Here is a 26,021-nt window from a genome sequence, read left to right as displayed (position 1 = left end):
TCTTTTCCGTCTAATAAATGATAAATGATTTGTCAGATTGGAACTTAATCTTGTCTGAATGTCCTCCTACATTTATTACAGTCATCTTTTTTATATTCGTAACTGTCAAATTCTTTGCCCCAATCATGTTTTTCTTCAACTTTGCAGACTACACAAATGGTTACATATCTACACTTTGCACATTTTTTTTCGTGTTTTTTATCCCAATCCTCTTTTTTCTTGTCGTAATAGTCAAATTTTTTATTCCAATCGTATTTTTTATCCCAGTAATCTTTTAACTTATCGTACCAGTCACATTTTTTATCCCAATCGTATCTTTTGTCACAGTCTTCTTTTTTCTTGTCGTGACAGTCACACTCTTTATCCCAATCGTATCTTTTGTCACAGTCTTCTTTTTTCTTGTCGTGACAGTCACATTTTTTGTACCAATCGTATCTTTTGCCACAGTCATCTTTTTTCTTGTCGTGACAGTCACATTTTTTGTACCAATCGTATCTTTTGCCACAGTCATCTTTTTTCTTGTTGCGACAGTCACATTTTTTGTACCGATGGTATTCTTTGTCCCAGTCATCTTTTTTCTTGTTGTGACAGTCACATTTTTTGTAACGATCCATCTCTTGTTTACGACATTTGAAACATTCACAGCCATCTAATTTCCCCCATATTTTATTGCCATTTTTCATTTTGCTTACACCTCCTATCATATGTACTGAAAGTTGAAACCTCTTACGGTTCCTCTATCGAAAATTCGCTTTCTCTCTATAACTTATTATGTGAAAGAGGGATGCTATAGGCCGAGAGGACATAATAGTAGATTATTTCTATTTTTTGTTTTCTTTTAATGTATGAGTGTTAATATAGATACCTTGTTTCTATAATTCCAAATAAAAAAGCATAGTCCGTGGACTATGCTTTTCTGACATATATTGTGCATTAACATTTTGTTAATTTACATTCAACAATAATAAATTCTCGCATAAACAGAAAAATAAAAGCATCGCCTAAGCGATGCTTTAAAAACCTATTTATTCAAATATGATTTTATTGACAGTGTCGCGATCAAGTTTTTTGATCACTGCAACAATTAATTTAACTGCATTTTCGTAATCATCACGATGTAAAATACCTGCATGTGAGTGAATATAGCGTGTTGCAATACCAATCGCTAATGAAGGAACTCCATTTGCGGTTAAGTGAATAGCCCCTGCATCTGTTCCGCCACCAGGTATTGATTCGAACTGGAACGGAATACCGTTTTCATTAGCTGTATCTACGACTAAGTCACGAAGCCCTTTATGGGAAACCATCGACGCATCAAATAATACGATTTGAGGACCTTCACCCATTTTACTTGTTGATTCTTTAGCCGTGATTCCAGGTGTATCTCCAGCAATACCAACATCAACTGCGAAACCAATGTCTGGTTTGATTTTTGCAGCAGCGGTGCGTGCACCACGTAAGCCAACTTCTTCTTGAGCTGCTCCAACACCGTAGACGATATTTGGGTGCTTCTCATCTTTTAACGCCTTTAATACATCAATTGCAATGGCACAACCAATGCGATTGTCCCAAGCTTTTGCAAGAAGTAGTTTTTCATTGTTCATAACCGTAAACTCGAAATATGGAGTTACCATATCTCCAGGTGATACGCCCCACTCCATCGCTTCTTCTTGCGTAGAGGCACCGATATCAATAAACATATCTTTAATCTCTACTGGCTTTTTACGAGCTTCAGGTGACAAGATGTGTGGTGGTTTAGAACCGATGACACCGATAATAGATTCACCCTTACGTGTAACGATGGTTACTCGTTGAGCTAACATTACTTGTGACCACCAGCCTCCAACTGTTTGGAACTTTAAAAACCCTTTAGAGTCGATTTGTGAAACCATAAAACCGACTTCATCTAAGTGTCCGGCAACCATAATTTTTGGTCCATTAGCATCTCCGACTTTTTCAGCGATCAAGCTGCCTAAGTTGTCCGTATCCATGCGGTCTGCAAATGGCTCTATGTATTTTCGCATTACATCGCGAGCTTCCCGTTCATTACCAGGAATTGCTTTTGCATCTGTCAATTCTTTTAGCATAGTTAATGTTGCATCTAGCTTTGTCATTATTTCGCCCTCCTAAATATACACTTCAATTTTATTATAATGTAAACGTCTTCAGTTTTCAAAATATTCGTTAATAACCAGAGCGTTGGCGCTCATAATTTTTTTCGTTCTTATCAAGATAAGCTTGAATGATTTGTTCATGTGTAAATCCAAGATTCGTAGCGACTGCGCCATACCAAGACCAAATATCTTCATAATTTCCTTTAGTAGGTTCAAGTAAAAATTGATTAATTGATGTGTGGGTATGTAAAAATAGTAAGGTTAGTGACTCTTCAGGGTGATCAACCGGCCATAACTCCAAGTCATCTAATTTCATTTCATTGCCTAAAGATAATAAAAAGTGAATTGAATCCACGTACTCTTCTAAGATGACGTCTTTTTCAGACGGACCTTTTGAACTCCAAAATTTAAAACATCGTGTTTCATTTGCTAACTCTGCTAGTTCAACTAGAAGTGCAAGTCCTTTTTCGAGAAATACATCATGCGTAATGTTTTTTTCCGTTTGAATATATGTATCGAGATTTCTTTGCATATTAAAAAGTGGTTTTAATTTCATGTTAATGCCTCCAAAATAAAAAATTTGATCATACTTGAAACCAATGGATAAGTTCATCCGTATACCATAATAACATGTCTGCCCGAGGGGGGTTCATAATGATAGTTGTATTAATTCGATTTCTGATTCTCGCTCTTATTGTTTACTTATTTTATCGCGGAATCGCTTATTTAATGGATCCCAAACGCAAATTAGATGACGCCTATGAGAAGGGTTCATACTATTTTTATGATGATGTAAAAAACGTTCGGAAGAATTTCTTCATTTCCTATAAAGGCGCATTATTTGAAGGCGAGAAATATCTTGGTACAACTGACAGTGCTTTTGAAGTGGTCTCTATCTTTGTGTGGGCCAGAGACACGATGAAATTACAAGGCTTTACGCGAGATGATTTCTTATTTCTTGAAAAAGAGATTTTAATGAACTATGCTGACGCGGACATAAGCTGGAAGAACCCTATCGAACAATTGATGAAAGATCAATAATATATTGAACCCCGACACAGTATTGTGCCGGGGTTTTCTATTGTTGTTTTGGGATTGATTTGCTGGTCTGGTCTATAAGCCGATTTGTGTCGACTATCGGCGGTTATCACATATCTATAAGCGGTTTCATGTCGACTATCGGCGGTTATCACATGTCTATGAGCGGATTCGTGTCGACTATCAGCGGTTATCTAATTTCAATGACCTTCTTCATATCTTCAGCGCTTAGTTCTCCAGCTTTTGTCGACCTTATCCATGGTCTATAAGCGGATTCGTGTCGACTATCGGCGGTTTTCACATGTCTATAAGCGGATTCATGTCGACTATGGGCGGTTTCCGAATTTATATGACCGCTCTGCACTTATTTCTCCAATTCCCATGTTCGAACCGAAAAAAAGTGCCTGATTCTATAAAGAGAGTGGGCGTTTCATCCACTTCCCTCCTAGATTCCAGACACTTTATCTTACAAATCTGCTAATAGTGGCGTAGCCCATATTAGCAACGCAACATGTGCAATGGCTAATAAGGTAAAGCCGATACGAAAGTTCATATGTTTTGTTTTGTGACGAAAGGTAATCATACCAAGGTAAGCACCTATGCCTCCACCCAGAATTGCAAGGTTCCATAACGTACGTTCAGGTATTCTACGTTTATTTGCCTTCGCTGAAGACTTGTCATGACCCATTGTAAAGAAAGTTATGATTGACATGACCACAAAAAATCCGATAAAAATAATATGTAACATAAAATTCCTCCTAAGAAAACACGGGTCGTCCATGACTAGATTGTCATTTCAAATACTCTTAAACTATAAGTCTATGTGTGGACTTTTGACTGCGTGTAAAAAAAGGCTGATGGAATATCCATCAGCCTTTAAGTATTTGAAATTAGTTGTTCATTGACTTTTTAGCAGCATCTGCTAATTGAGTGAATGAAGCTGGATCTGTAACAGCTAATTCAGCTAACATTTTACGGTTAACTTCGATATTAGCTAATTTCAATCCGTGCATTAAACGGCTGTAAGAAAGACCATTCAAACGTGCTGCCGCGTTGATACGAGTAATCCAAAGTCTACGGAAGTTACGTTTTTTGTTACGACGGTCACGGTATGCATACATACCTGATTTCATAACTGCTTGGTTTGCTACTTTATATAATAATTTCTTAGCGCCATAATAACCTTTTGCTAATTTTAAGACTTTATTACGACGTCTTTTTGTGACTGGTGTGCTTTTTACGCGTGGCATAATAATTACCTCCTGCTATTATTTCGTACAATTTAATGTTACGTATTATTTCATGTAAGCGATTAGAGACTTGATACGTTTGTAGTCACCTTTTGAAACAAATCCGCCTTTACGTAGCTTACGCTTAGCTTTAGTTGACTTGTTTGCGAATAAATGACTGCGATATGCACTTGCACGTCTTATTTTTCCAGAGCCAGTCTTTTTGAAACGCTTCGCTGCTCCGCGGTGAGTTTTCATTTTTGGCATGTCGAATTCCTCCTAAACTGTCGTCAATATTACTTTTTCTCGTTCTTCGGTTGAAGAATCAAGAACATGCTGCGGCCTTCCATCTTCGGTTTTTGTTCAACCGTGGCTACCTCAGTACAAGCCTCTGCAAAGCGATCTAAAACGCGTTGGCCGATTTCTTTGTGCGTAATAGCACGACCTTTAAAACGGATAGAAGCTTTGACTTTGTCACCTTTTTCAAGGAATTTGATCGCATTACGAAGTTTCGTTTGGAAATCATGCTCATCGATTGTAGGGCTCAAACGAACCTCTTTCAATACGATAATCTTTTGATTTTTACGAGTTTCACGATCTTTCTTTTGATTCTCAAACTTGAATTTACCATAGTCCATGATACGAGCGACTGGTGGCTTGGCTTGAGGGGCCACAAGGACAAGATCCAAATTAACGTTAGCGGCAATTTCAAGCGCTTCGAAACGTGTTTTAACTCCTAATTGTTCACCATTTTGGTCGATAATTCGAAGTTCACGTGCGCGAATACCATCGTTTACATACATGTCTTTGCTAATAGTAATCCACCTCCAGATAGTGTCGCGAATACATGGTTTGGGCATATTGTTTATTGAAGACTTCCAATAAATCAGTTACGCCGTTCCGACCAATAAAAAAACGAGCGGGCATTTACATAAGTAAATGTCCGCCCGCCGATATATGCAAGTACATTACAGTACGTTACGTTTAATCGTGTGTCGACCTGTCAACTACTTCTAGCGTCAATCAGGTGAGAAGCGGGCAGCCTCTACTTATACCACAAACTTTGTATTCATTAACCTTAATAACTTTATCATGTCTATCTTAAACTGTCAACCGCAATTAGTTAATTTCTTGTTGAATGCGTGATAGGAACTCGTCAAATGAAATACTTTCAGAATTCTGTTCCCCGTATTTACGCACGTTTACAAAACCACTTTCCATTTCTTTGTCGCCAAGTACAAGCATATACGGAATTTTTTGCATCTGTGCTTCTCGAATTTTATACCCAAGTTTCTCTTCGCGGTCATCCATATCGATACGTAAGCCTGCAGCTTGTAGTTTTTCTATGATGCCTTTTGCATAATCAAAATGTACTTCGTTTGAAACCGGAATTACTTGTACTTGAACAGGTGCTAACCATGTTGGGAAAGCTCCTTTGTATTCTTCAATTAAGAAGGCAACAAAACGTTCCATAGTTGATACGACTCCACGGTGGATGACGACCGGACGATGTTGTTTGCCATCTTCACCGATGTAGGAAAGATCAAACCGCTCCGGTAACAAGAAGTCTAGTTGGACCGTAGATAACGTTTCTTCTTTACCAATGGCTGTTTTCACCATGACATCCAATTTAGGACCATAGAACGCCGCTTCGCCATCTGCCTCGTAGTAATCCAATCCAAGCTCATCCATTGCATCTTTCAGCATACTTTGAGCTTTATTCCACATATCGTCATCATCAAAGTACTTTTCTTTATCATCTGGATCGCGATATGACAAACGGTATGAATAATCTTCAATGTTAAAGTCTTTATATACATCAATAACTAATTGAACTACACGTTTAAGCTCATCTTTAATTTGATCTGGACGAACGAAAATATGTGCATCATTCAATGTCATCCCACGTACTCTTTGAAGTCCCGATAATGCCCCGGACATTTCATAACGGTGCATTGTACCAAGCTCGGCAATACGAATAGGTAAGTTACGGTATGAATGAATGCCATTTTTAAAGATCATCATATGATGCGGGCAGTTCATTGGTCGTAAAACCAAATCTTCATTATCCATACTCATGACCGGGAACATATCGTCTTGATAGTGATCCCAGTGGCCACTTGTTTTGTACAATTCAACACTCCCCATAACTGGAGTATATACATGGTCATATCCAAGCTTTATTTCTTTATCCACAATATAGCGTTCGATGATACGACGAATTGTTGCGCCTTTTGGTAACCACATCGGCAAACCTTGACCTACTTTTTGTGAGTTCATGAATAAATTAAGTTCCTTACCGATTTTACGGTGGTCACGTTCTTTTGCTTCTTCAAGCATTTGTAAATGTGCTGCAAGCTCTTCTTTAGTGAAGAATGCAGTCCCGTAAATACGTTGCAACATTTTATTGTCGCTGTTCCCACGCCAGTAAGCACCCGCAATACTCAACAACTTAAATTCTTTAATCTTACCTGTTGAAGGCACGTGTACCCCACGACATAAGTCGAAGAAGTCACCTTGTTCATAAATAGAAACTTGATCATCTTCAGCAATAGCTTCCAATAACTCAATTTTATATTCATCTTCTTTGAACTTATCAAAAGCTTCAGTACGAGACACATTATGACGAACGATTTCAATGTTTTCATTAATGATTTTTTTCATTTCTTTTTCAATGACTAGTAAATCTTCTTTAGTAATTGCTTGCGGTGAATCGATGTCATAGTAGAAACCATTTTCAATAACGGGACCTACTCCTAATCTAACATCTTTAAATAAGCGCTTAACCGCTTGAGCTAATACATGTGCAGTACTATGACGTAACACTTCTAATGCTTCGTCTGTTCCAGGCATAACAATGGCAATTTCTCCATCTTGTTCAAGTGGAGCTTTTAAGTCGACAAGTTGGTTATCTAATTTACCAGCCAATGCTTTTTTACGAAGTCCTGGGCTGATTGATGCTGCCACATCTTCAGTTGTTGTACCTTTTGGAAACTCCTTTATCGCACCATCTGGAAATTTCAGTTGAATTGTCTCTGACATGTTGAACACTCCCTTTTTAGATGTAGTTCAAAAAGTTATTTTGAACCCTCATTTTCACCATTTTTAAAAAATTGAACGCAAAAAAACCCCGTCCTATGAAAGGGACGAGGTTTGAGTTCGTGGTTCCACCCTTCTTCCTTCTCTTCAGTCCAAGACTAAAAAGATGAAGCTTTGAGCCGGCTAACGGGCCGTTACCGTCAACAGTTACTTTAGACGTTCACTGTTGCTGCTCCGAGGTGGTAAAAAGACTATCGTACTTAAGAAGCTTCCAGCCATGGCTTCTCTCTCTAGAAAGTCGTACAGACAATTGTTATCCTCTTCTTGGCATTTCATTATTCGTATGTTGACATTCTACTCTTGCATGAAATGAAATGCAACAGAAAATTTGAAATTAAACAGACAATAATTCACGTTCTTCTAAAATAGGCGTTATCTGTTGAAGTGGATGAGTACCAATCAAGTCACAAGGACGCCCGATTAAGTCGATGCATCCATCCTTCAATTTAACAATGCGATCAGCCAAAGCATGGGCATCATTTTCATCATGAGTAACGAATATTGATGTAATGTTTGCTTTTTTCAAGATTTCACGCAAATCTTTGCGTATTTTCACTTGCAGTTCAGCATCCAAATTACTGAATGGTTCATCAAGCAAAATTAAATGCGGATTCGGCGCAATTGCTCGTGCGATAGCAACACGTTGTTGTTGACCTCCACTTAGCTGATGTGGATAGCGTTTTTCATAATCTTGAAGTTCGACTAAATCCAAAACTTCTTGAAGTCTTTTCTTCTTATCGGATTTTTTCAATTGAAATAAACCAAACAATATATTTTCACCAACAGTCATGTGCGGGAATAATGCATAGTCTTGAAATACCATACCAATTCCTCGTTTTTCTGGTTGCAAAAATTTTTTATCATCAAATATCACTTCATTTTGTATCGTTAAGGAACCTTGAGTTGGTTTTTCAAGTCCAGCAAGTAGGCGTAAAATTGTGCTTTTTCCGCTACCACTTCTACCTAATATTGAAATCACTTCCCCTTTTTCAATATTCATTGAAAATTGGTTAAGTGCTGCACTATTTGTATTTGGATATGAAAAACAAACATTTTTTATGGATATAAACATGTTAATCCGGCTCCTTTTCAAGAAACTTATAGAAAATAACAATGGCAAGGGCACTAATACCGACAATTAATAACGAAGCTTGTGAAGCTTCCATAATTTTTTCATCACTTGCATATTGAAATGCTTTAGTTGAAAGCGTATCGAAATTAAATGGACGTAAAATTAATGTTAATGGAATTTCTTTTAAGATATCAATAAACACTAAAATAAATCCGCTTATAATGGCACCTTTCAGCATAGGAACATCAACTTTGAAGAATGTTTTTGTCACTCCAACACCTAAAAGTCTCGAAGCGTCACGGAAGTCAGTTCCTATTTTATCGTATCCAGATTCAATGGAATTATAACCAATCGCAAAGAATCTAATAATGTATGCGGAAATTAACATAATTAAACTTACACTTAATACCAATGTTGTCGAAATGCCAACCATTTGATAAACAGGTACTAAAAAACGATCCAATGCGATGAATGCAGTGACAACTGCCACAGCTATAACCGCTCCTGGTATAGAATATCCGAGAATGGACAGCTTGGGCAATAATTTCGCCACTCTGCCATGTACTAAGCGACTAAAGTTACCAACGATTAATGCAAAAACCATAATGGCTGTTGCACTTATTCCAGCGACTAAAACTGAATTTTTTACATAGATTAAGAATTCACCCATCGGGATTGTACCATACGTTAAAATCATCCAATCGACCAGTTGAGCAATTGGAATAAAGAAACCTAAGCTCAAGATTACTAATCCATAAGTAGTTGCGAGTCCTGCTTTCCATCCTTTTAAATGAATAAGAGGCAAAGGTCGCACTTTTGTTGTGGAATAGCTGTATTGACGTCTTCCACGTAAAACTTTTTCAATCACCAAGATAAAGATAACAAACCCCATTAGGGATGCTGCAAGTTTAATTGATGATTCAATATCACCTAATCCAAACCAGGTTTGAAAAATCGCGGTAGTAAATGTTTGAATGCCGAAATATTTCACGACACCATAATCATTTAGTACTTCCAGCACAACTAAACTTGCACCACCAATAATGGAAACTCTAGAAATTGGAATAACGACTTGGAAAAATGTACGCCAAGGTCCCTTCCCCAACATGCGAGCACTTTCAATGAGTGAGGCTGATTGTTGCGATAAGAAAATACGTGTAATCGTATAAACATATGGATATAAGAACATCGTATAAATAAATATTGCACCAGGTAAATTCATAATATCAAAAAAGGCTGGATTCAGTTCCATACCAAATCGATCTCGAAGTGTCGTTTGTATAACACCCGTGTAATTAACTATTCCGTGATACGTATAAGCTCCAATGAACGGTGGGATGGATAGTGGCAAAATCAAAGCCCATTTCAAAAATTTACGTAAAGGAAATTGATACTGCGCAATAAGCCACGCCAAGCTTAAACCAATAGAAATCGTTAATACAGCTGTTGCACTAATGAGAATAAGAGACGTTCGAATAAAAGACCCTAGGACGAATTCTTTCATATGTGCCCAGTTTTCATTGGATGGTGAAAAAATACCCATTACGATCGTTATGTTCGGCAAAAATAATAGAATCATAATGATTGCTGCTGATACCGTCCACACATTTACATTTGTTAGTCTTCTTTGCACGTCCCAAACACCTCTTCTAATCCCAAGAAATCCCCTGTTACGGAAATTCGTAACAAGGGCTAGTTCATTTAATTATTTCCAACCAACTTCATTAAAGATTAAAATTGATTTTGCATTGTTATCACCAAGAACTGATAGTGAAATATCTTGTTCTTTAAATTCGCCCCATGATTTAAGTAATTCAGTTTCTTCAACTGATTCATTTACTGGGTATTCATAGTTAGCTTCTGCAAATGTACCTTGAGCTTCAGGAGCTGATAAGAACTCAAGAAGTTTAACTGCATTGTCTTTGTTTTTAGATGTTTTTACAACACCAGCGCCACTTACGTTAACATGTGTGCCTGTTGTGTCTTGGTTCGGGAAGTAAATGCCTAAGCCTTCTGCCACTTTAACTTCTTCTGCATCTTCAGAATTTAACATTTGACCGAAGTAATACGTATTCATGATTGCAACGTCACCAACACCAGCTGCGATTGCTTTTGCTTGGTCTCTGTCGCCACCTTCAGGATCACGTGCAAAGTTTGCTACAAGTCCTGCAGCCCACTCTTTAGCTTTGTCTTCTCCGTTAATTTCAATAAAAGATGCTAACAAAGATTGATTATACACGTTTTCAGACCCACGAATCAAGACGCGACCCTTCCACTGATCTTCTGTTAGTGCTTCATACGTTGATAACTCTTCAGGTTTTACTGTTTCTTTATTGTAGATAATGACACGAGCACGCTTCGTTAAGCCGTACCACATTTGGTCTTCATCTTGGAAGTTAGCCGGAATTTGCTCTGTTAATTTATCACTTGATACTGCTTGTAATATACCTTCATCTTTAGCACGGAATAATCGTCCTGCATCCGCTGTTAGGAATAGATCCGCTTTAGTTGCATCGCCTTCACGTTTAATACGCTCAAGCAATTCATCTGCTTCACCTTTGATGACGTTTACTTTAATACCAGTTTCTTCTTCGAATTTAGCATAAAGTTCATCATCAACATCATAATGACGTGCTGTATATAGGTTTACTTCTTTACTTTCGTTTGTTTCAGTTGTCTCTTTCTTCGACGTGGATTTAGTAGTTGTATCGTTTCCACATGCAGATAATACAAGTAGAGCTAAAGCTATTATTAGGTATAAGGCTTTTTTCACTGGATGTCTCTCCCTTTGTTATGTAGTAAATCGCTATTGAAAACGATTCTCAATCTCAATTATAAATGGCTTATGAGAATTGTCAACAATTCTTATCTGAAATAAACATAGTCGTACTATTCTGAAAAATTTAATTATTTATTCGATTGATTTCTTGAAATAAATAGCATAAGTCTTTACCAATTTTTATTCTTATTCATTTTGTATTCATCCTATTCCCTCGGTATTTATTCCCGTTCACTACGGAATTATTCCTATTCAACAGCACCATGTTCCTTTTCAGCATACATTTATTCCCCATCACCCATTTTCCCACCAAAAAACTACCAGACAGTAATAGTCTGGTAGCACAAATTATGACGTATTTTATGACGTTAGCCATCTCTACGGTTTTTCCCACTCAAACGCATGGGAATGGTTATTGAACGAATTCGTTCCATAATACGAGCAGCTTTTACTTGCTCTCGTTCCCCTTTACTTGAATAAGCTAAGTGTTCTTCTAATCCATCGTAATCGAAGTTTGAAGTGATAAACGTCGGTAAATTCTCAGCCATTCTATAATGCAGCACTGTACCTAAGATCTCATCTCGAGTCCAAGTAGATAATGTTTCCGCTCCCAAATCATCGAGCATTAGCACAGGAGCTTTTTTCACGTAATCGACTTTCTCTTGAAGCGATTGATCTTGAATAGCGTGTTTCATCTCACGTAAAAATTCTGGTACATAGACGAGAACTATTTTGATTTTTTGTTCAGCGAGCTCATTGGCAAGGGCACCTAATACGTAGGACTTCCCGACACCAAACTCTCCATAAATGTAAAAACCTTTCGAAGGTAATTTACCTGTCGTTTTAAGTTCCTCCATAAATGTATTGGCTGCAGTACCAAGATTAACGCGTGTGTTGTGATCATACGTAACCGTTGCAAGTCGTGCTTTCAACACATCTTTTGGCATGTGCATACTTGAAATCATGGCAGACACTTCACGACGCTCATCCTCAATGATTTTTTGACGACATCTAACATAGTCAAGATCAATTAATCCACGAATCATTGCTAATTTCGGTACATAGCCTTTCATGATATTTTCACAGTTAGCCACGTTTTCACATGTTTCACAATCATGATTTTGTGTTGTATACTCGTATAATTTCCCGAGTCCGCGATCGACAATCGCTTTATTCACAATTTCACCATTTTTAGCTAAAAATGCTTGGACTTCATCATTTTCAAGTATTTCTGCTTTCATTTTTTCATATCGCTCCGAAAATGCTGGTGCATTAACGACACGCTTCAATGTTTCACTTATTGGTTCCACTAGTTTTCGCCTGCCCCTCTGTTACACCGAGTTTCTCAAGCAACTGTTGTTTTTTTGTTTCCCAATCTTCGGTTACTTCATTCTCAACAACTGATTGTTTCGTTGAGCGTGTTTCTTTCGCTTTATAAAACCACTCTGGAACTTTCTCATCGCGCACATTTTTTCGTTTGTAAGGTGTTGCTGTCTTCGCAGAATTTTGCCAATCGAGATATTGATCATGTTCTTTTCTTGATATCTCAATGGCCTGCTCTGCAGTTTGAATGTTCTCACGTTGCCAATGCGCTGCGATTTTGTGTACATAATTCTTATTTAACTTCATTTTGGCCCGAATTAATACGAATTGCAACAATACGTTGACGACTGCGGGCGGAAAACTATATTTAAAAATAAGTTCATTGGCTAAATCCACTTCCACTGGCATTGGTTCTTTACCATTTGATAAATCTCGCAATACTTCTAGTGGTGGCGTATCTTCTAGGTATTTGATAAGAGATTGATCCTTAGAAAGCACCATATCTTGTGTCTCGACTTTATTTTGTTGTGGAAGCTTTTGAGTAAGCCGTGGTGGTTTTGAAGAAATCGAAAGTTTATAATAATCAGCGGCTGTTTTTTTCAGTCGGTCTTCTGTAATACGATTTTGATCATCAATAGCCATCATTAATACTTTTTGCATATCAAGTGCATTTAACGAATATAAGAAAGCCACTTTAGCAATTAATTCTTTTACAGGTAAGGTCAATATATTTGAAGGAATCATGACCTCAGATAACCCAGATTTTAATAAATCGAAATCAAAATCCATTGAGTAAAACGGTAATTTTTTAGGTCTACTTGGTTGCTCCATTTGTTCAGGACTAAATATATGTCCAAGTTTTGTGTAATCATGATTGCTCTTAAAGACGTCTTGTAAATCTCTCGATACGTTATCATAGCCACTTTGTTGAGCTTGTTTTTTCACGAATCTTTCTCTCACACGAAGATAAGCTTTTTCATGAATAACGCTATATAAAGATGTAGCCAAAATTGGTTCGCTGAAAAACGAAGCGGCATCAAGTGGAGCTATCACTTCATAAATAAACAAGCGTTTATCATGATCATCTTTTTTCCACGTTTTCATTAAACCAATCGCTTCGAGAGCTACTCGGGCATCAAATATTTTTTTTAATGACATATTCAAAACATCCATTAAATAATAATGAGATAATTGCTCCGTAATATGACTCTCAGATTCTGCCCACAATGTGCAGTATAAACTCATCGCATCCGAACCAATGATTGGCTTGTACAACATAGTGACGAGTTGACGATCTGTATCAGCAAGTGGATAAGGCATTTGGATGATGAAGCTATCTACTGGTTGAAGTTCTTTAAACAAAAGTTGCATACAACACCCTGTTCCTTTCTACTTGTTTTCTGGATTTTTCTTTAATAAGTCTTTTAGTTCATCAATAAATACATTAATGTCTTTAAATTGGCGGTAAACGGAAGCGAAGCGAACATAGGCCACTTCATCAATTTTCGCTAAACGGTCCATGACCATCTCGCCTACATCTTCAGACTTCACTTCTGAGTTTCCGATTCGACGTAACTCTTTTTCAATGGAGAATACGACTCCCTCAAGTACATCAAGAGATACAGGGCGTTTTTCGCATGCCCGAATAAGTCCACGTAATACTTTTTCATGGCTAAACTCTTCTCGTGACCCATCTTTCTTGACTAGGATTAAGGGCATTTCTTCTACTTTTTCAAATGTAGTAAAACGAAATGCACATTCTTCACATTCTCTTCTTCTGCGAATTGCTTTATTGTCGTCAACCGGTCTTGAATCCACGACGCGTGTTCCATTATATTGGCAAGCTGGACATCTCATATTTTAATCTCCCGATTTTCGGCATTCGTTTAATGTTCTTATTATATCAAATTAAAACCATATAAATCGAAAAAGCAGAGGAATTTCTTCCTCTGCTTACTCATTTAACAGTTTATGTTTTATGCATTTGCTGTTACGAGAGGTTTGCTCGCTCTTACTGGACCCATACCGCGTGGAATTTCAGTCATTTCACGAGTTTTTGATCCAAGTGCATCAGCAATATATTTAGCAGCAATAGTTGGATCTAAATCGCCACATGTATATACATCAATACTTGCGTAACCGTGTTCAGGGAAGCTGTGAATCGTTAAGTGTGACTCTGAAATAATCACGACTCCACTTACACCTTGTGGTGCAAATTTGTGGAATGCTACTTCACGTACTTCTGCTCCTGATTTAAGTGCTGCTTCAACAAATGTACGTTCGATGAAATTCACATCGTTTATTTTGTCAAATTCGCAATCCCATAGTTCTGCGATAACATGACGCCCCATTGTTTCCATTGTTTCCATGGTTTGTTTCCCCCTTTGATAAGGTTATTTTTGAATCATCAAAGTCAACTACCACGGGGGAAAGTTAGTCCAGAGAGGTCCTAACCCTTTAAGTAGTCAGTGTATATTTAAAGTACACGAATCACATTATATGACGTATTCAACGACAATGCAATAGATTAAGAAAAAAATCCTTCCCTCTGTCTTTTACAGGGAAGGATTTTTCATTATACGTTCACTCTGTCTTTTAGAGCTGCTCCAACTTTTTTCGTTAAATCTAGTACACGAGCTGAGTAACCCCATTCGTTGTCATACCAAGCAAGTACTTTAACTTTACGTGACCCGATTACCATTGTAGTTAATCCATCAACGATCGCTGAGTGAGGATCTGAATTAAAATCAATGGATACAAGTGGTTCAGTTGTAAATCCAAGGATCCCTTTCATAGCACCCTTAGAAGCTTCAATAAATGCAGCGTTTACTTCTTCAACAGTTACGTCTGTTTGAAGGTCTACAACAAGATCAACTAGTGACACATTAGGTGTAGGCACACGGAGAGAAAGACCGTGAAGTTTACCTTTCAACTCAGGCAAAACTAATGATAGCGCTTTCGCAGCACCCGTTGAAGTAGGAATAATTGATTGAGCACAAGCTCTTGCACGACGTAAATCTTTATGTGGATTATCAAGATTCATTTGATCATTCGTATATGCATGAACAGTTGTCATAAGACCATTTTCGATGCCAAACGTATCATTTAGTACTTTTGCTACTGGAGCCAAACAATTCGTTGTACAACTTGCATTAGATATGATGTCATGTTTTTCAATATTTAATTGATCTTCATTTACACCCATTACAATCGTTATGTCTTCATTTTTTCCAGGTGCTGTCAAAATTACTTTTTTAGCTCCTGCTTGTAAATGCAAAGCAGCTCTTTCACGTTCATTAAATTTCCCAGTTGCTTCAATGACAATATCTATGTTCATTTCTTTCCATGGTAAATTCAATGGGTCACGATCGCTCACAAGTAGAACTCGTTTACCATTTACGATTAATGCATTTCCTTCAACACTCACATCCGCGGAAAACGTCCCGTGATTTGTGTCATACTTTATCAAATGTGCTAAAGTTTCTGGTGGATATGTTGCATTAATTGCCACAACATTTATATCATTTTGAAGTATTGCCTGACGAAAAACCATACGACCTATGCGGCCAAAACCATTGATTGCTATAGAAGCTGGCATCAAAAATCCTCCTACAAGTATGTTCTACTGTTAGTCTTAATCCTGAAATTAGTATAACACATTTTATATTAAGATAAACCTAAAGTTGGCAATGTAGAAATGTTCTATTTTTCAGAAAGCGGGACGTTAAATGTCCCACTCGACTAATATCCGCTCTAATTGTTCCTTTGATTGTTCAATGGATCCATTATTATAGATTACCGCATCGGCACCTTTTTCTTTCTCGGAAATTGGTAATTGTGACTGAATTCTTGATGATGCTTCTTCTTCTGAAAGAGAATTGCGACTCATCAATCGTTGCAACTGCATTTCTTCAGTTACAGATACGACTAGTATTTTATCTACGAAGTGTTGCAATCTACTTTCAAAAAGAAGGGGAATATCCATAATCAAGGTTTTTTGACCACTTTCAAAGAGTTCATCTCTTTGGCGCAACATTTCGCTTCGAATAGCTGGATGCATCAAGTCGTTTAATTGTTTCCTTTTTGCAGGATCGTCAAAAATAAGTTTACCCAGAGCGTCACGATTTAATGTGCCATCCTCATGCGTGACTGCATGCCCAAATGTATGCTCAATTTCTCGCAAATTTGATGTCCCTGGTTCTACGACTAATCGCGCAACTAAGTCAGCATCGATAATCGGATATCCTTTTTCTTTTAACATGGCTGAAATCGTGCTCTTGCCACTCGCAATACTTCCTGTTAATCCTATAATCATCTTATGTTCACCCTCTTATCTTTGACATGAAGGACAGTACCAAGAGTTTCGTCCTCCTAGAACACATTGTTTTGTTGGGATTAAGCATTGTGGGCATTGTTTCTTCCCGTACATTTGCAGTCTATCTTGCATACCACCAGCTTCACCGTTGATGTTGCGATAGTCTGAAATAGAACTCCCACCTGCTAAAATACTTTCATTTAATACATCGACTACCATATGAAAAAGTACTGTAAGTCTTTTTTGGCTAATGCGATTTACTTTTCTCGCTGGGTGAATATGCAGACGAAATAACGCTTCTGTCGCATAAATATTGCCGCAGCCAGAAATGACCTGTCCATCCATAATCACTTCTTTTATGGACTTGTTTCGGTATTTAACCAGCTTAGTCAAGTCTAGAAAATGGTCTAGTGCCGGCTCATCGAACGGTTCAGGAGCCATAAGTAGTAGAGGTGGGAATTGTCCTTCTGATTGAAGTAACCGCATTTCACCAAACCTTCGAATATCCGCATACACCAACAACATATCGTCGTCTAAGTGGAAGATCACATGTATGTGTTTTCTGAATTTCTCTTCTGATATCTCATGCGTTTCGTGAACATAAAACCAAGCACCTGTCATACCTAAATGATTCACCAATAACATGCTCTGCTGATCTTTCTCTACATGAAAATAGATATATTTTGATCTTCTTACTATTTGAATGATTTTTGCATCTGCTAGTCCTTGTTGGAAATCAGCAAGCTCGGTTCCTTTGATGATAGCTTGCTTCCCTGCCTTACGAGACACTTCTAAGACCGGTGAAATAGTTACTCTTTTAATAGTCTTTCCAGTAGCCACAGGTTTAAGGGAGTTAACTACTCCCTCTACCTCAGGTAATTCAGGCATTTTTTTGCCCCCTTACTTCGTATCGTACCAAGTTGGACCATATGCATAATCCACTTTAAGTGGAACTTTTAATTCAATCGCATGCTCCATCACTTCAGGTACAATTTTTTCTAATATCGCAATTTCTTCTGGAGGTGCTTCAAAAATTAACTCATCATGTACTTGAAGAAGCATCTTCGCTTGTAAATTATCTTTTTCTAAACGAGCAGCCATATCAATCATGGCTTTCTTAATAATATCTGCGGCACTCCCTTGAATAGGTGTATTCATCGCAGTTCGTTCAGCAAAGCCTCGCAAATTAAAGTTTGAGCTTGTAATGTCAGGCAAGTATCTTCTTCTGTTTAATATGGTTGTAACAAAGCCTTTTTGTTTAGCATCATGAACGATGTCATCCATGTATTGTTTGACTCCTGGAAAGCTCTTTAAATAACGATCGATAAATTCTGCTGCTTCTTTACGTGTAATAGATAGGTTTTGTGACAATCCATAATCACTGATTCCATAAACAATTCCGAAGTTTACTGCTTTCGCAGCACGACGCATATCAGACGTTACAGCTTCCGCTTCTACATGGAAAACATCCATTGCTGTTTTCGTATGAATATCTAAATCATTTCGGAAAGCGTCGATTAATTCTTCATCATCGGACATATGTGCTAAAACACGCAACTCGATTTGAGAATAATCTGCCGCAAATAAGATCCAGCCTGGTTGTGAAGGAACAAAAGCTTTACGTATTTTACGTCCTTCTTCAAGTCGCACAGGAATGTTTTGTAAATTGGGATTTGTTGAACTCAAACGACCTGTTTGTGTGAGAGCTTGTTGGTATCTCGTATGAATTTTGCCATCATCTGTATGAATTTCTTTCAATAATCCTTCAATATACGTAGACTGTAGCTTCCCTAATTGACGGAATAACAGAATATGTGAAATCACTTCATGTTTACCTTCTAATTTCTCCAAAACGTCTGCGGCGGTCGAATAACCCGTTTTCGTTTTTTTCAGAGCTGGAAGTCCTAGTTTTTCAAATAAAATCACACCTAACTGTTTAGGCGAATTAATATTAAAGGTCTCTCCAGCAGCATGATAAATCGTTTGTTCAATCTCCGTTAGCTTTCCAGCTAAATCTTCACCAATATCAACAAGTGTTTGACGATCCACTTTTACTCCATCAGACTCCATTTTCCCTAAAATTGTTGCCAAGGGTAATTCTAAATCTTGATAAAGTTCATATTGTTCATTGTCTTTTAATTTGTTATCCATTATGGTGCGCAAATTCCACACAGCCATTGCTTTTCTTACAATATGCTCACCAAGCTCAGCGTCAGAAGGAACCGATTTCTTTGCTCCTTTGCCATACACTTGTTCATTCGTAAATACATCACCGTATCCGAATTCGCGAGACAACACAGCGACATCGTCAGACGTAATGGCCGGATTAACAATATACGCAGCTAAGACGAAATCGAATTCAACTCCGTCGAGCAAGACATCATTACGATGAAAGGCTGCAAGAGAGGCTTTCGAATCAACTAATCGTTTCTTCTTACTATCGTCAGCTAACCACGTACGGAATGATTCAGAAGCAAATGCATCTTCTACCTTAATGAAGTAAGCATGTTTGTCATCGACAAGTGCAATACCTAACATATCTGCCGTATGATATTGTTCATCGTATAGTTCTAAATGAACAGCCATTTCATCAGATAGATGTTCTTCCGTTATTTCAGTCAACTGAGTGAATGTAATTTCAGACTTTGCTTCTTCGACTTGAGCATATGTTGTTTTTTCGAGTAGAGACTTAAAGGCCAACTCTTGCCAAATTTTAATAACCTGGTCCATGTCTGGTCCTTGATACGATAAATCGTCGAGACCAATTGTAATAGGAGCCTCTGTTTCGATGGTTGCCAGTACTTTACTCATTTTTGCTTGTTCTTCATTGGCTTCTAGTTTCTCTTTAAGTTTTCCTTTAAGCTGATCAATGGCTTCATAAACACCATCAACTGAGTGATGTTCAACTAAAAGTTTAAGTGCTGTTTTTTCCCCAACACCAGGAACACCTGGAATATTATCTGAAGAATCACCCATCAAACCTTTCATATCAATAATTTGATTAGGTGTTATGCCATATTTCTCTTGGATATGAGCTGGTGTGTATTTTTCCATATCAGTGATGCCTTTTCGAGTAATGTAAACGGTTGTTGTATCTGAAGAAAGTTGTGTTAAATCCTTATCCCCTGAAACAATGATTACTTCTTGTCCCTGTGCTTCAGCCTGTTTACTTAGCGTTCCGATAATATCATCCGCTTCGAACATAGAAAGCTCATATTGAGGGATTTGATAAGCTGTGAGTAGCTTACGTAAATAGGGAAACTGTTCAGATAGCTCTGGCGGAGTTTTTTGTCGTCCACCCTTGTACTCGCCAAAAGTTGTGTGTCGGAACGTGGTTTTGCCAGCATCAAATGCAACCAGCATATGTGTTGGTTGTTCTTCATCTAATATTTTTTGTAACATCATGGTAAAACCATAAACTGAATTGGTATGTATCCCGTGTTCATTTGTCAGTAATGGGAGCGCGAAAAATGCTCGATACGCTAAGCTATTCCCATCTAGTAATAAAACTTTGTTTTTGCCCAAAACTTTTCCACTCCTCTACGCATAAAAAAACGTCATCTCCCTTCATATTACCATGTAAGGTAGATGAAAAGAAAATGACGTCCCTTGCTACGACTAACTTCTAAGAGGTGAGACTAGATGGAATAGGATGAGTTATACATCACTTGCTGAAAACTTCATTCTTAAAGCGGTATATTTGAGGTGAGTGGTCGCTAAGTTGTAATTTTCGGGGTCCAAGTTTGAAAAATCTCGCTTCAAGTTGGAATCACTCCAAAATAAGTTTTTTACCTACACTATTGTTTATCGTACATTTGCTCTAGCCGCACGTTCCGAATGGGACAACAAGTATGAAAACCACATACTTGTTGCCTAAATAAAAGAAGCACCTCATTATGAGATGCTTCCTTTCTGTTTGCTATTCTAAATAGCCTGATAGAATTTTTGCGTACGGAGAATCAGAAGGTAATATAATCATCGTATCTTCACCGATAGTCTTCTTATACGATTCTAGTGTTCGATAAAGAGCATAAAACTCTGGATCTTTTGAAAACGATTTGTTATAAATTTTTGCAGCTTGAGATTCACCGTCTGCTGTAATAATCGATGCATCCTTTTTAGCGATTGCAATCAATTCTTGAACTTTACGATCTGTCGAAGCTTCGATTGTTCGTTTGTCTGCATCCCCTTCAGATAAATACTTTTGTGCAATCGATTGGCGCTCTGAAATCATGCGTGTATAAACAGATTGCTCGTTTTCTGGAGGTAGGTCTGTACGCTTCATACGAACATCGATTACTTCAATCCCATAGTTGTCCGCTTTCAATAATTCATTTACTCGAGCAGTAACCCGATCGTTTAAACTACCTCTTGAGGTATTTTCGTCATTTATGATTTCGTCATAGTCTAGTTGACCAAGCTCAGTTCGAACGACTGAATAAATGAACTCTTCCATTCTTGCTTCTGCACTTATTAGCGTTCCTGCATTGGTGATCATATCTTTTGGATCCGTAATGCGCCAAACGGCATAGTTGTCAATAATTATTCGCTTTTTATCCTTCGTGTTAATCTCAGCTTCTGAAACGTTGTAAGTCATTTGATAGCGTGGCAATGTCGTTACACTTTGGACAAACGGGATTTTCATATAAATACCAGCATCAGTTCGAATATCCACGACTTCACCAAATTGACGGACGACTCTATATTCATTTTCTTTTACCACATAAACATTTGCTAATAAAATAAGTAATGCAGCAAAAATGATAGTAAATGTAATGATCGTTTTTATATGCTTTTTCAGATTTAATGGTTCTCTTGTTTTAGGCACTTTATTACTCTTTTTAAACTGAGCATTAAACCTTTGCTCTAAGCTTTCGAATGGGTTTTTGTTATTTTGATTGTTTTGATCCATCAGCTTCCGCCTTCTTTCTCAGTAGTGACGGGTGGAACTGGTGCAGGCTGTTGTAGAGGTAAATACTTCACCGTTTCACCTGAATCATTCATGATGTAAATTTGTGCATTTGGCAATACTGATTCTAGTGTTTCAATGACAAGTCGTTGTCTTGTAATTTCTTGATTGTTTCGATACTCTGCATAGAGTTTTTCAAACACAGCAACTTCACCAGTTGCTTGTTGGATACGAGCCGTTCGTTGACCTTCAGCGCGTGAATTAATGGCTGAGACTTCACCAATTGCTTCACTTTCACGTTGGTTTTTATATTTTTCTGCTTCATTCGTTTTCGTGTTTTTTGTTTCACGTGCATCTGTAACGGCCGTAAACGCTGAGCGAACTTCGGCATTTGGCAATTCCACGTCTTGCAGTTTAACGCCTAAAATTGAGATCCCAATATCATATTTCTCAATAAGTGTTGCTAGTAAGTCTCTTGTTTGTGCTTCAATATCTGCTTTTCCAGATGTCAGAGCTTCATCTATCAAAGAACTACCTATAATGGAGCGAATAGAGGCAGAAGTCGCATCATGTAAGATTTCTTGAGGAGCTTCTGCATTAAATAAGTACTTTCCAGGATCAGTGATTTTCCATTGTACAACTAAATCTGTTAATACAATGTTTTCATCCCCAGTGATCATTTTTGTTTCGTTATCGTAGGACACAATTTCACCGTCTGCTGATTGTTTATAACCAAATTGCAAACTAAATGTTTCCTTCGATAAGATTTCTACTTTTTGCATTGGCCAAGGCAGTTTAAAATGCAAACCCGACTCTAAAATGGGTTCCTCTGCTTTACCAAAGGTGATGACGACCGCTTGTTCAGATTCGTCAACCGTGTACCACGATGTAAATATAGCAATAAGAGCAATGACTCCAACTATAGCTAAAGCTGTAATAGTTAATATTCGTTTTATACTCATCTATGTATCCCCTTTTCTAATCTCTAAATGTTGATACGTTTATGCTAGTAGAAAAGTTTCAATAATCATAATAAAAGGGATATCTTTATACCTTATTATTTTATATGAAATGAAAAAAGAGTCCTCATATGAGAACTCTTTTTTCATTTCATGCGGTTTAAGGGGGTTTCATTAGTATCTTAACAAAGCACTATGAACCTACTATGAAGGACATGTAAAGAACATGTTAAGTTGCTTGTTTTTTAGGAATCAAGATTTTAAATTGTGTTCCTATTCCTGGCTCACTTTCAACAAAAATTCGTCCATTATGTGCATCAATTAAATGCTTTACTATTGCAAGACCAAGACCAGTACCACCAGAATTTCGACTTCTCGCACGGTCAATACGGTAAAAACGTTCAAATATTCGAGGAATCTCTTTTTTATCCATCCCTATTCCTTCATCGCGAATAATGATGATACCATGTGTATCGCTCTCATGAAGGGACAAATGGACAGATGTGTTTTCTGGAGAATAAGTGATAGCGTTTGTTAATAAATTCATGACTACCTGAATTAAACGGTTCATGTCTCCATCAACCACTACATCGCGCTCCATATTGGAAACAAACATCATATTTTTGCCATCTAATCTTGGACTTGTCATTTCAGCAGCACGTAACATGACTTCGCGCAAATTCGTTTTAGAGAACGCTACAGAAAAACCATGTTGCTCAATTTTCGAAAGTTCGAGTAAATCTTCAATTAACATTTGTAATCGATTGCTTTCTTTATAGATAATTTCTAAAAAGCTTAGCAAGGTCTTCTCATCTTTCATAGCTCCATCAATCAGTGTTTCAGAGAACCCTTTAATTGATGTGATAGGCGTACGGAGTTCATGAGACACATTCGCTACAAAATCTTTTCGAATTTGTTCAAGTCGTACCAAATCTGAAATATCATGCATGACAATTACTACGCCCAACCATCGTCCATGTTCCCCAATGACTGGTGCACCGTAAACTTCCATATGATGCAGTTCTTGTTGAATTTCAAGGGTTAATTGCTTACGGGAAGAGGATTCCATTAAAAAGACATAGTCAATGAACTTTTTAAGTTCTTCAGGTAACCCTACGCTTTTAAATAATTGGTTTTGCACTTCTTCCGCACTAAAATCAAATTGGTCTACAAATGGCTTATTTACTATGCTAATCTGACCATCTCGGTCAATCATCATTAATGCACTACCCATATTTTCAATGAGCGTTTTTAAGCGTTCCTTTTCCATTTCACGAACTTTAAATAATTCTTGTAAATTTCGAGCAAGTACATTAATTGAAGTACTTAGTTGAGCAGTTGTTGATGAATCATCTTCATACGCTCGCGCTCTGAAATTGCCTTTAGCGAGTTCTATGGCGACTTCCGTCACGTTATCAATCGGTTGTGCATAGCGCTTTGTCAGTCGATACGAAAGCATGATTGTAATGGCAAAAGCACTTAGTAACACAATCAATAATACTTTCCATAGTTGTTGTCGTATGTCATAAAAATCACTACCTGAACGGTCATTAGACAGGACGTCTGTAATCTCATCCTTTTGATCACCAGTTAAGGTGATATTTGATTGCTCGACAATCAACGAGATTTCATCAATTTTTCCAACAGCATTTGAACGCACTGATTCTTCCACATAGACAGGAAAAAGCTGACTTAAAATAATGCCTAAGCCAGCTAAAATCGAACCCACTAATAACGTAAAGGCCATGACTAATTTTCCTTGAAGTGATTTCATACCACTTTTGGCTCCTCAAATTTGTACCCTAGACCTCGAATTGTTTTAATGAAGATCGGTTTGCGACTATTATCTTCAATTTTGTCTCTTAAATGACTAATGTGAACATCGACAATTCGTGTATCTCCTGCAAAATCATAGTTCCAAACGGCACTTAATAGCTGATCTCGTGTAAGGACACGATTTTTATTTTCCATTAAGTAGACAAGTAATTCAAATTCTTTCGGTGTAAAGTCTAGCGCTTCATCTCGGAAAAACACTTCAAAACGATCTGGATAAACACGTAATGAACCAAATTCAAAAGACTGATCTTGTGCTTTTAGAGGTGCCTCTTCGATTGCTACTGTAGATCTTCTTAGTACAGCTTTAATACGTGCCGTCACTTCTCTAGGACTAAATGGTTTCGTCATATAGTCGTCCGCACCTAATTCAAGTCCTAACACTTTATCAAACTCATCGTCTTTCGCAGTCAGCATAATGATCGGTGTATTGATTTTCTCTTGACGCAATGCTTTACAAACTTCCATACCATCCATTTTAGGAAGCATTAAGTCGAGGACAATGAGATCAGGTTTTTCTTCTATAACAGCATTGTAACCTTCGAGCCCGTCGCTAGCTGTTACAACACTGAAACCAGCTTGCTCCAAGTTATATTGAAGTAATGTTACGATTGAGCTTTCATCATCCACTACGAGAATTTTCTTTGTCATGTTTTTGCCTCCACAATCGATTTAAAACCCCCATCTTAAACCGAATGAGCTAATTAGAAATTATCCATTGATTGAGATGTTAGGTGATTTTCTAAACGAGGCGGAGTTGATGTGATTTTCCCTTCGATCACACTTTCACCAGCTTCGTTCGTTGCAAGTACTTCTATTTCTACCAAGTTCTTTTCAACATCTACAGAAATAACTTGTAGTAGGAAATCAATAGTTGCGTAGTGATACACAGGTTTTGGGAATTTCAAATGCTGTTCAACAATATGTGAACCAGGTCCTGGTAAGTATTTTGAAATGGCTGAGGTTACGATACCAGTAAGCATAATAGCCGGAACAATTGGTTTTTCATAGACAGTTTGCGAAGCAAAATCATGTTGAATATACAATGGGTTGCCATCATTCGTTAATCCTAAATATAAAAGTAAATCCTTATCTTCGATTTTCTCAGTCAGTTTCAACTTTTCTCCCACTGACATATCTTCGACTTTTCGGCCTAGTTTACGTTTCTTTCCGAGTAGCATCAGATGTCCCCCCTGTTCATGTTCTACCTTCATAGTATCAATAAGTACAAAAAAAATCGAGCAGGGATTTCCTGCTCGATTTTCTAAAAACTATTTCAAGCGATAAACGCTTTCCACTTGATCCTACATAACGTGCGATGCGAAATTTATTAGCACTGCATTTTTACTTC

General features: G+C 37.6%; 25 protein-coding genes. 1 reads left to right on the top strand and 24 read right to left on the bottom strand.

The window, feature by feature from the left end; translation table 11 throughout:
* Nucleotides 1–44: 44 nt before the first annotated feature.
* From ACFPYN_RS07255 to ACFPYN_RS07245, 3 genes are all read right to left on the bottom strand, one after another.
* Nucleotides 45–683 carry a hypothetical protein gene (locus ACFPYN_RS07255; RefSeq protein WP_377733315.1) on the bottom strand — a complete coding sequence of 213 codons (639 nt, stop codon included), beginning with the start codon at nt 681–683 and terminating at the stop codon, nt 45–47.
* A gap of 342 nt (nt 684–1,025) precedes the next feature.
* Complete coding sequence (locus ACFPYN_RS07250; RefSeq protein ID WP_377733314.1) at nt 1,026–2,114, bottom strand: M42 family metallopeptidase; 1,089 nt, start codon at nt 2,112–2,114, stop codon at nt 1,026–1,028.
* A 70-nt stretch (nt 2,115–2,184) separates the two neighbouring features.
* Entirely contained in the window at nt 2,185–2,670 is a 486-nt protein-coding gene (locus ACFPYN_RS07245; RefSeq protein ID WP_377733313.1) for a dUTP diphosphatase, read from the bottom strand.
* Nucleotides 2,671–2,768: 98 nt separating this feature from the next.
* Between ACFPYN_RS07245 and ACFPYN_RS07240 the strand changes: the two genes are divergently transcribed.
* The gene (locus ACFPYN_RS07240) at nt 2,769–3,155 is read left to right on the top strand and encodes a sigma-w pathway protein ysdB (protein ID WP_377733312.1); all 387 of its coding nucleotides are present in this window, start codon (nt 2,769–2,771) and stop codon (nt 3,153–3,155) included.
* Nucleotides 3,156–3,618: 463 nt separating this feature from the next.
* On the opposite strand, the gene ACFPYN_RS07235 is transcribed toward ACFPYN_RS07240, so the two are convergent.
* The 21 genes from ACFPYN_RS07235 to ACFPYN_RS07135 all read right to left on the bottom strand — a co-directional run bounded on the left by ACFPYN_RS07235 (nt 3,619) and on the right by ACFPYN_RS07135 (nt 25,851).
* Nucleotides 3,619–3,900, bottom strand: coding sequence for a DUF1294 domain-containing protein (locus ACFPYN_RS07235; RefSeq protein WP_377733311.1), 282 nt, complete (start codon nt 3,898–3,900; stop codon nt 3,619–3,621).
* A 142-nt stretch (nt 3,901–4,042) separates the two neighbouring features.
* Nucleotides 4,043–4,402, bottom strand: a complete 360-nt coding sequence (gene rplT, locus ACFPYN_RS07230; RefSeq protein WP_377733310.1) for a 50S ribosomal protein L20 — start codon at nt 4,400–4,402, stop codon at nt 4,043–4,045.
* 45 nt (nt 4,403–4,447) lie between these two features.
* Nucleotides 4,448–4,648, bottom strand: a complete 201-nt coding sequence (rpmI, locus tag ACFPYN_RS07225; protein ID WP_377733309.1) for a 50S ribosomal protein L35 — start codon at nt 4,646–4,648, stop codon at nt 4,448–4,450.
* 29 nt (nt 4,649–4,677) lie between these two features.
* Nucleotides 4,678–5,184 carry a translation initiation factor IF-3 gene (infC, locus tag ACFPYN_RS07220; RefSeq protein WP_024534253.1) on the bottom strand — a complete coding sequence of 169 codons (507 nt, stop codon included), beginning with the start codon at nt 5,182–5,184 and terminating at the stop codon, nt 4,678–4,680.
* Nucleotides 5,185–5,500: 316 nt separating this feature from the next.
* On the bottom strand, nt 5,501–7,423 hold the full coding sequence (gene thrS, locus ACFPYN_RS07215) for a threonine--tRNA ligase (protein ID WP_377733308.1): 1,923 nt from the start codon (nt 7,421–7,423) through the stop codon (nt 5,501–5,503).
* Nucleotides 7,424–7,814: 391 nt separating this feature from the next.
* Nucleotides 7,815–8,552, bottom strand: coding sequence for an ABC transporter ATP-binding protein (locus ACFPYN_RS07210; RefSeq protein WP_377733307.1), 738 nt, complete (start codon nt 8,550–8,552; stop codon nt 7,815–7,817).
* Nucleotide 8,553: 1 nt separating this feature from the next.
* Nucleotides 8,554–10,185 (bottom strand): ABC transporter permease, encoded by a 1,632-nt coding sequence (locus ACFPYN_RS07205; protein WP_377733306.1) that lies wholly within the window; start codon nt 10,183–10,185, stop codon nt 8,554–8,556.
* A 72-nt stretch (nt 10,186–10,257) separates the two neighbouring features.
* On the bottom strand, nt 10,258–11,325 hold the full coding sequence (locus tag ACFPYN_RS07200; protein WP_377733305.1) for a Fe(3+) ABC transporter substrate-binding protein: 1,068 nt from the start codon (nt 11,323–11,325) through the stop codon (nt 10,258–10,260).
* A gap of 374 nt (nt 11,326–11,699) precedes the next feature.
* Nucleotides 11,700–12,641 (bottom strand): primosomal protein DnaI, encoded by a 942-nt coding sequence (gene dnaI, locus ACFPYN_RS07195; RefSeq protein ID WP_377733304.1) that lies wholly within the window; start codon nt 12,639–12,641, stop codon nt 11,700–11,702.
* A complete protein-coding gene (locus ACFPYN_RS07190; protein ID WP_377733303.1) occupies nt 12,625–14,025 on the bottom strand; it encodes a replication initiation and membrane attachment family protein in 1,401 nt (466 codons plus the stop codon). The genes dnaI and ACFPYN_RS07190 overlap by 17 nt, the downstream gene beginning before the upstream one ends.
* 18 nt (nt 14,026–14,043) lie before the next feature.
* Entirely contained in the window at nt 14,044–14,511 is a 468-nt protein-coding gene (nrdR, locus tag ACFPYN_RS07185) for a transcriptional regulator NrdR (protein ID WP_377733302.1), read from the bottom strand.
* Nucleotides 14,512–14,630: 119 nt separating this feature from the next.
* Complete coding sequence (gene speD, locus ACFPYN_RS07180) at nt 14,631–15,014, bottom strand: adenosylmethionine decarboxylase (protein WP_377733365.1); 384 nt, start codon at nt 15,012–15,014, stop codon at nt 14,631–14,633.
* A 215-nt stretch (nt 15,015–15,229) separates the two neighbouring features.
* Nucleotides 15,230–16,252, bottom strand: coding sequence for a glyceraldehyde-3-phosphate dehydrogenase (locus ACFPYN_RS07175; RefSeq protein ID WP_377733301.1), 1,023 nt, complete (start codon nt 16,250–16,252; stop codon nt 15,230–15,232).
* Between the two features lie 126 nt (nt 16,253–16,378).
* Nucleotides 16,379–16,969, bottom strand: coding sequence for a dephospho-CoA kinase (coaE, locus tag ACFPYN_RS07170; RefSeq protein WP_377733300.1), 591 nt, complete (start codon nt 16,967–16,969; stop codon nt 16,379–16,381).
* A 15-nt stretch (nt 16,970–16,984) separates the two neighbouring features.
* Nucleotides 16,985–17,857: a bifunctional DNA-formamidopyrimidine glycosylase/DNA-(apurinic or apyrimidinic site) lyase gene (mutM, locus tag ACFPYN_RS07165; RefSeq protein WP_377733299.1), complete on the bottom strand. Its 873-nt coding sequence runs from the start codon at nt 17,855–17,857 to the stop codon at nt 16,985–16,987.
* Between the two features lie 12 nt (nt 17,858–17,869).
* Nucleotides 17,870–20,494, bottom strand: a complete 2,625-nt coding sequence (gene polA, locus ACFPYN_RS07160) for a DNA polymerase I (protein WP_377733298.1) — start codon at nt 20,492–20,494, stop codon at nt 17,870–17,872.
* A gap of 394 nt (nt 20,495–20,888) precedes the next feature.
* Nucleotides 20,889–21,881: a protease modulator HflC gene (hflC, locus tag ACFPYN_RS07155; RefSeq protein WP_377733297.1), complete on the bottom strand. Its 993-nt coding sequence runs from the start codon at nt 21,879–21,881 to the stop codon at nt 20,889–20,891.
* On the bottom strand, nt 21,881–22,840 hold the full coding sequence (gene hflK / locus ACFPYN_RS07150) for an FtsH protease activity modulator HflK (RefSeq protein WP_377733296.1): 960 nt from the start codon (nt 22,838–22,840) through the stop codon (nt 21,881–21,883). The genes hflC and hflK overlap by 1 nt, the downstream gene beginning before the upstream one ends.
* A gap of 226 nt (nt 22,841–23,066) precedes the next feature.
* Entirely contained in the window at nt 23,067–24,611 is a 1,545-nt protein-coding gene (gene pnpS / locus ACFPYN_RS07145; protein WP_377733295.1) for a two-component system histidine kinase PnpS, read from the bottom strand.
* Nucleotides 24,608–25,321 (bottom strand): response regulator transcription factor, encoded by a 714-nt coding sequence (locus ACFPYN_RS07140; protein WP_377733294.1) that lies wholly within the window; start codon nt 25,319–25,321, stop codon nt 24,608–24,610. The genes pnpS and ACFPYN_RS07140 overlap by 4 nt, the downstream gene beginning before the upstream one ends.
* A gap of 53 nt (nt 25,322–25,374) precedes the next feature.
* Nucleotides 25,375–25,851 (bottom strand): MaoC/PaaZ C-terminal domain-containing protein, encoded by a 477-nt coding sequence (locus ACFPYN_RS07135; RefSeq protein WP_377733293.1) that lies wholly within the window; start codon nt 25,849–25,851, stop codon nt 25,375–25,377.
* Nucleotides 25,852–26,021: the final 170 nt, after the last annotated feature.

The organism is Paenisporosarcina macmurdoensis, assembly GCF_042658845.1.
GTDB lineage: Bacteria > Bacillota > Bacilli > Bacillales_A > Planococcaceae > Paenisporosarcina > Paenisporosarcina macmurdoensis.
Note: the sequence above shows the minus strand (reverse complement) of the source record. Positions and strands in the feature narration are given on the sequence as shown.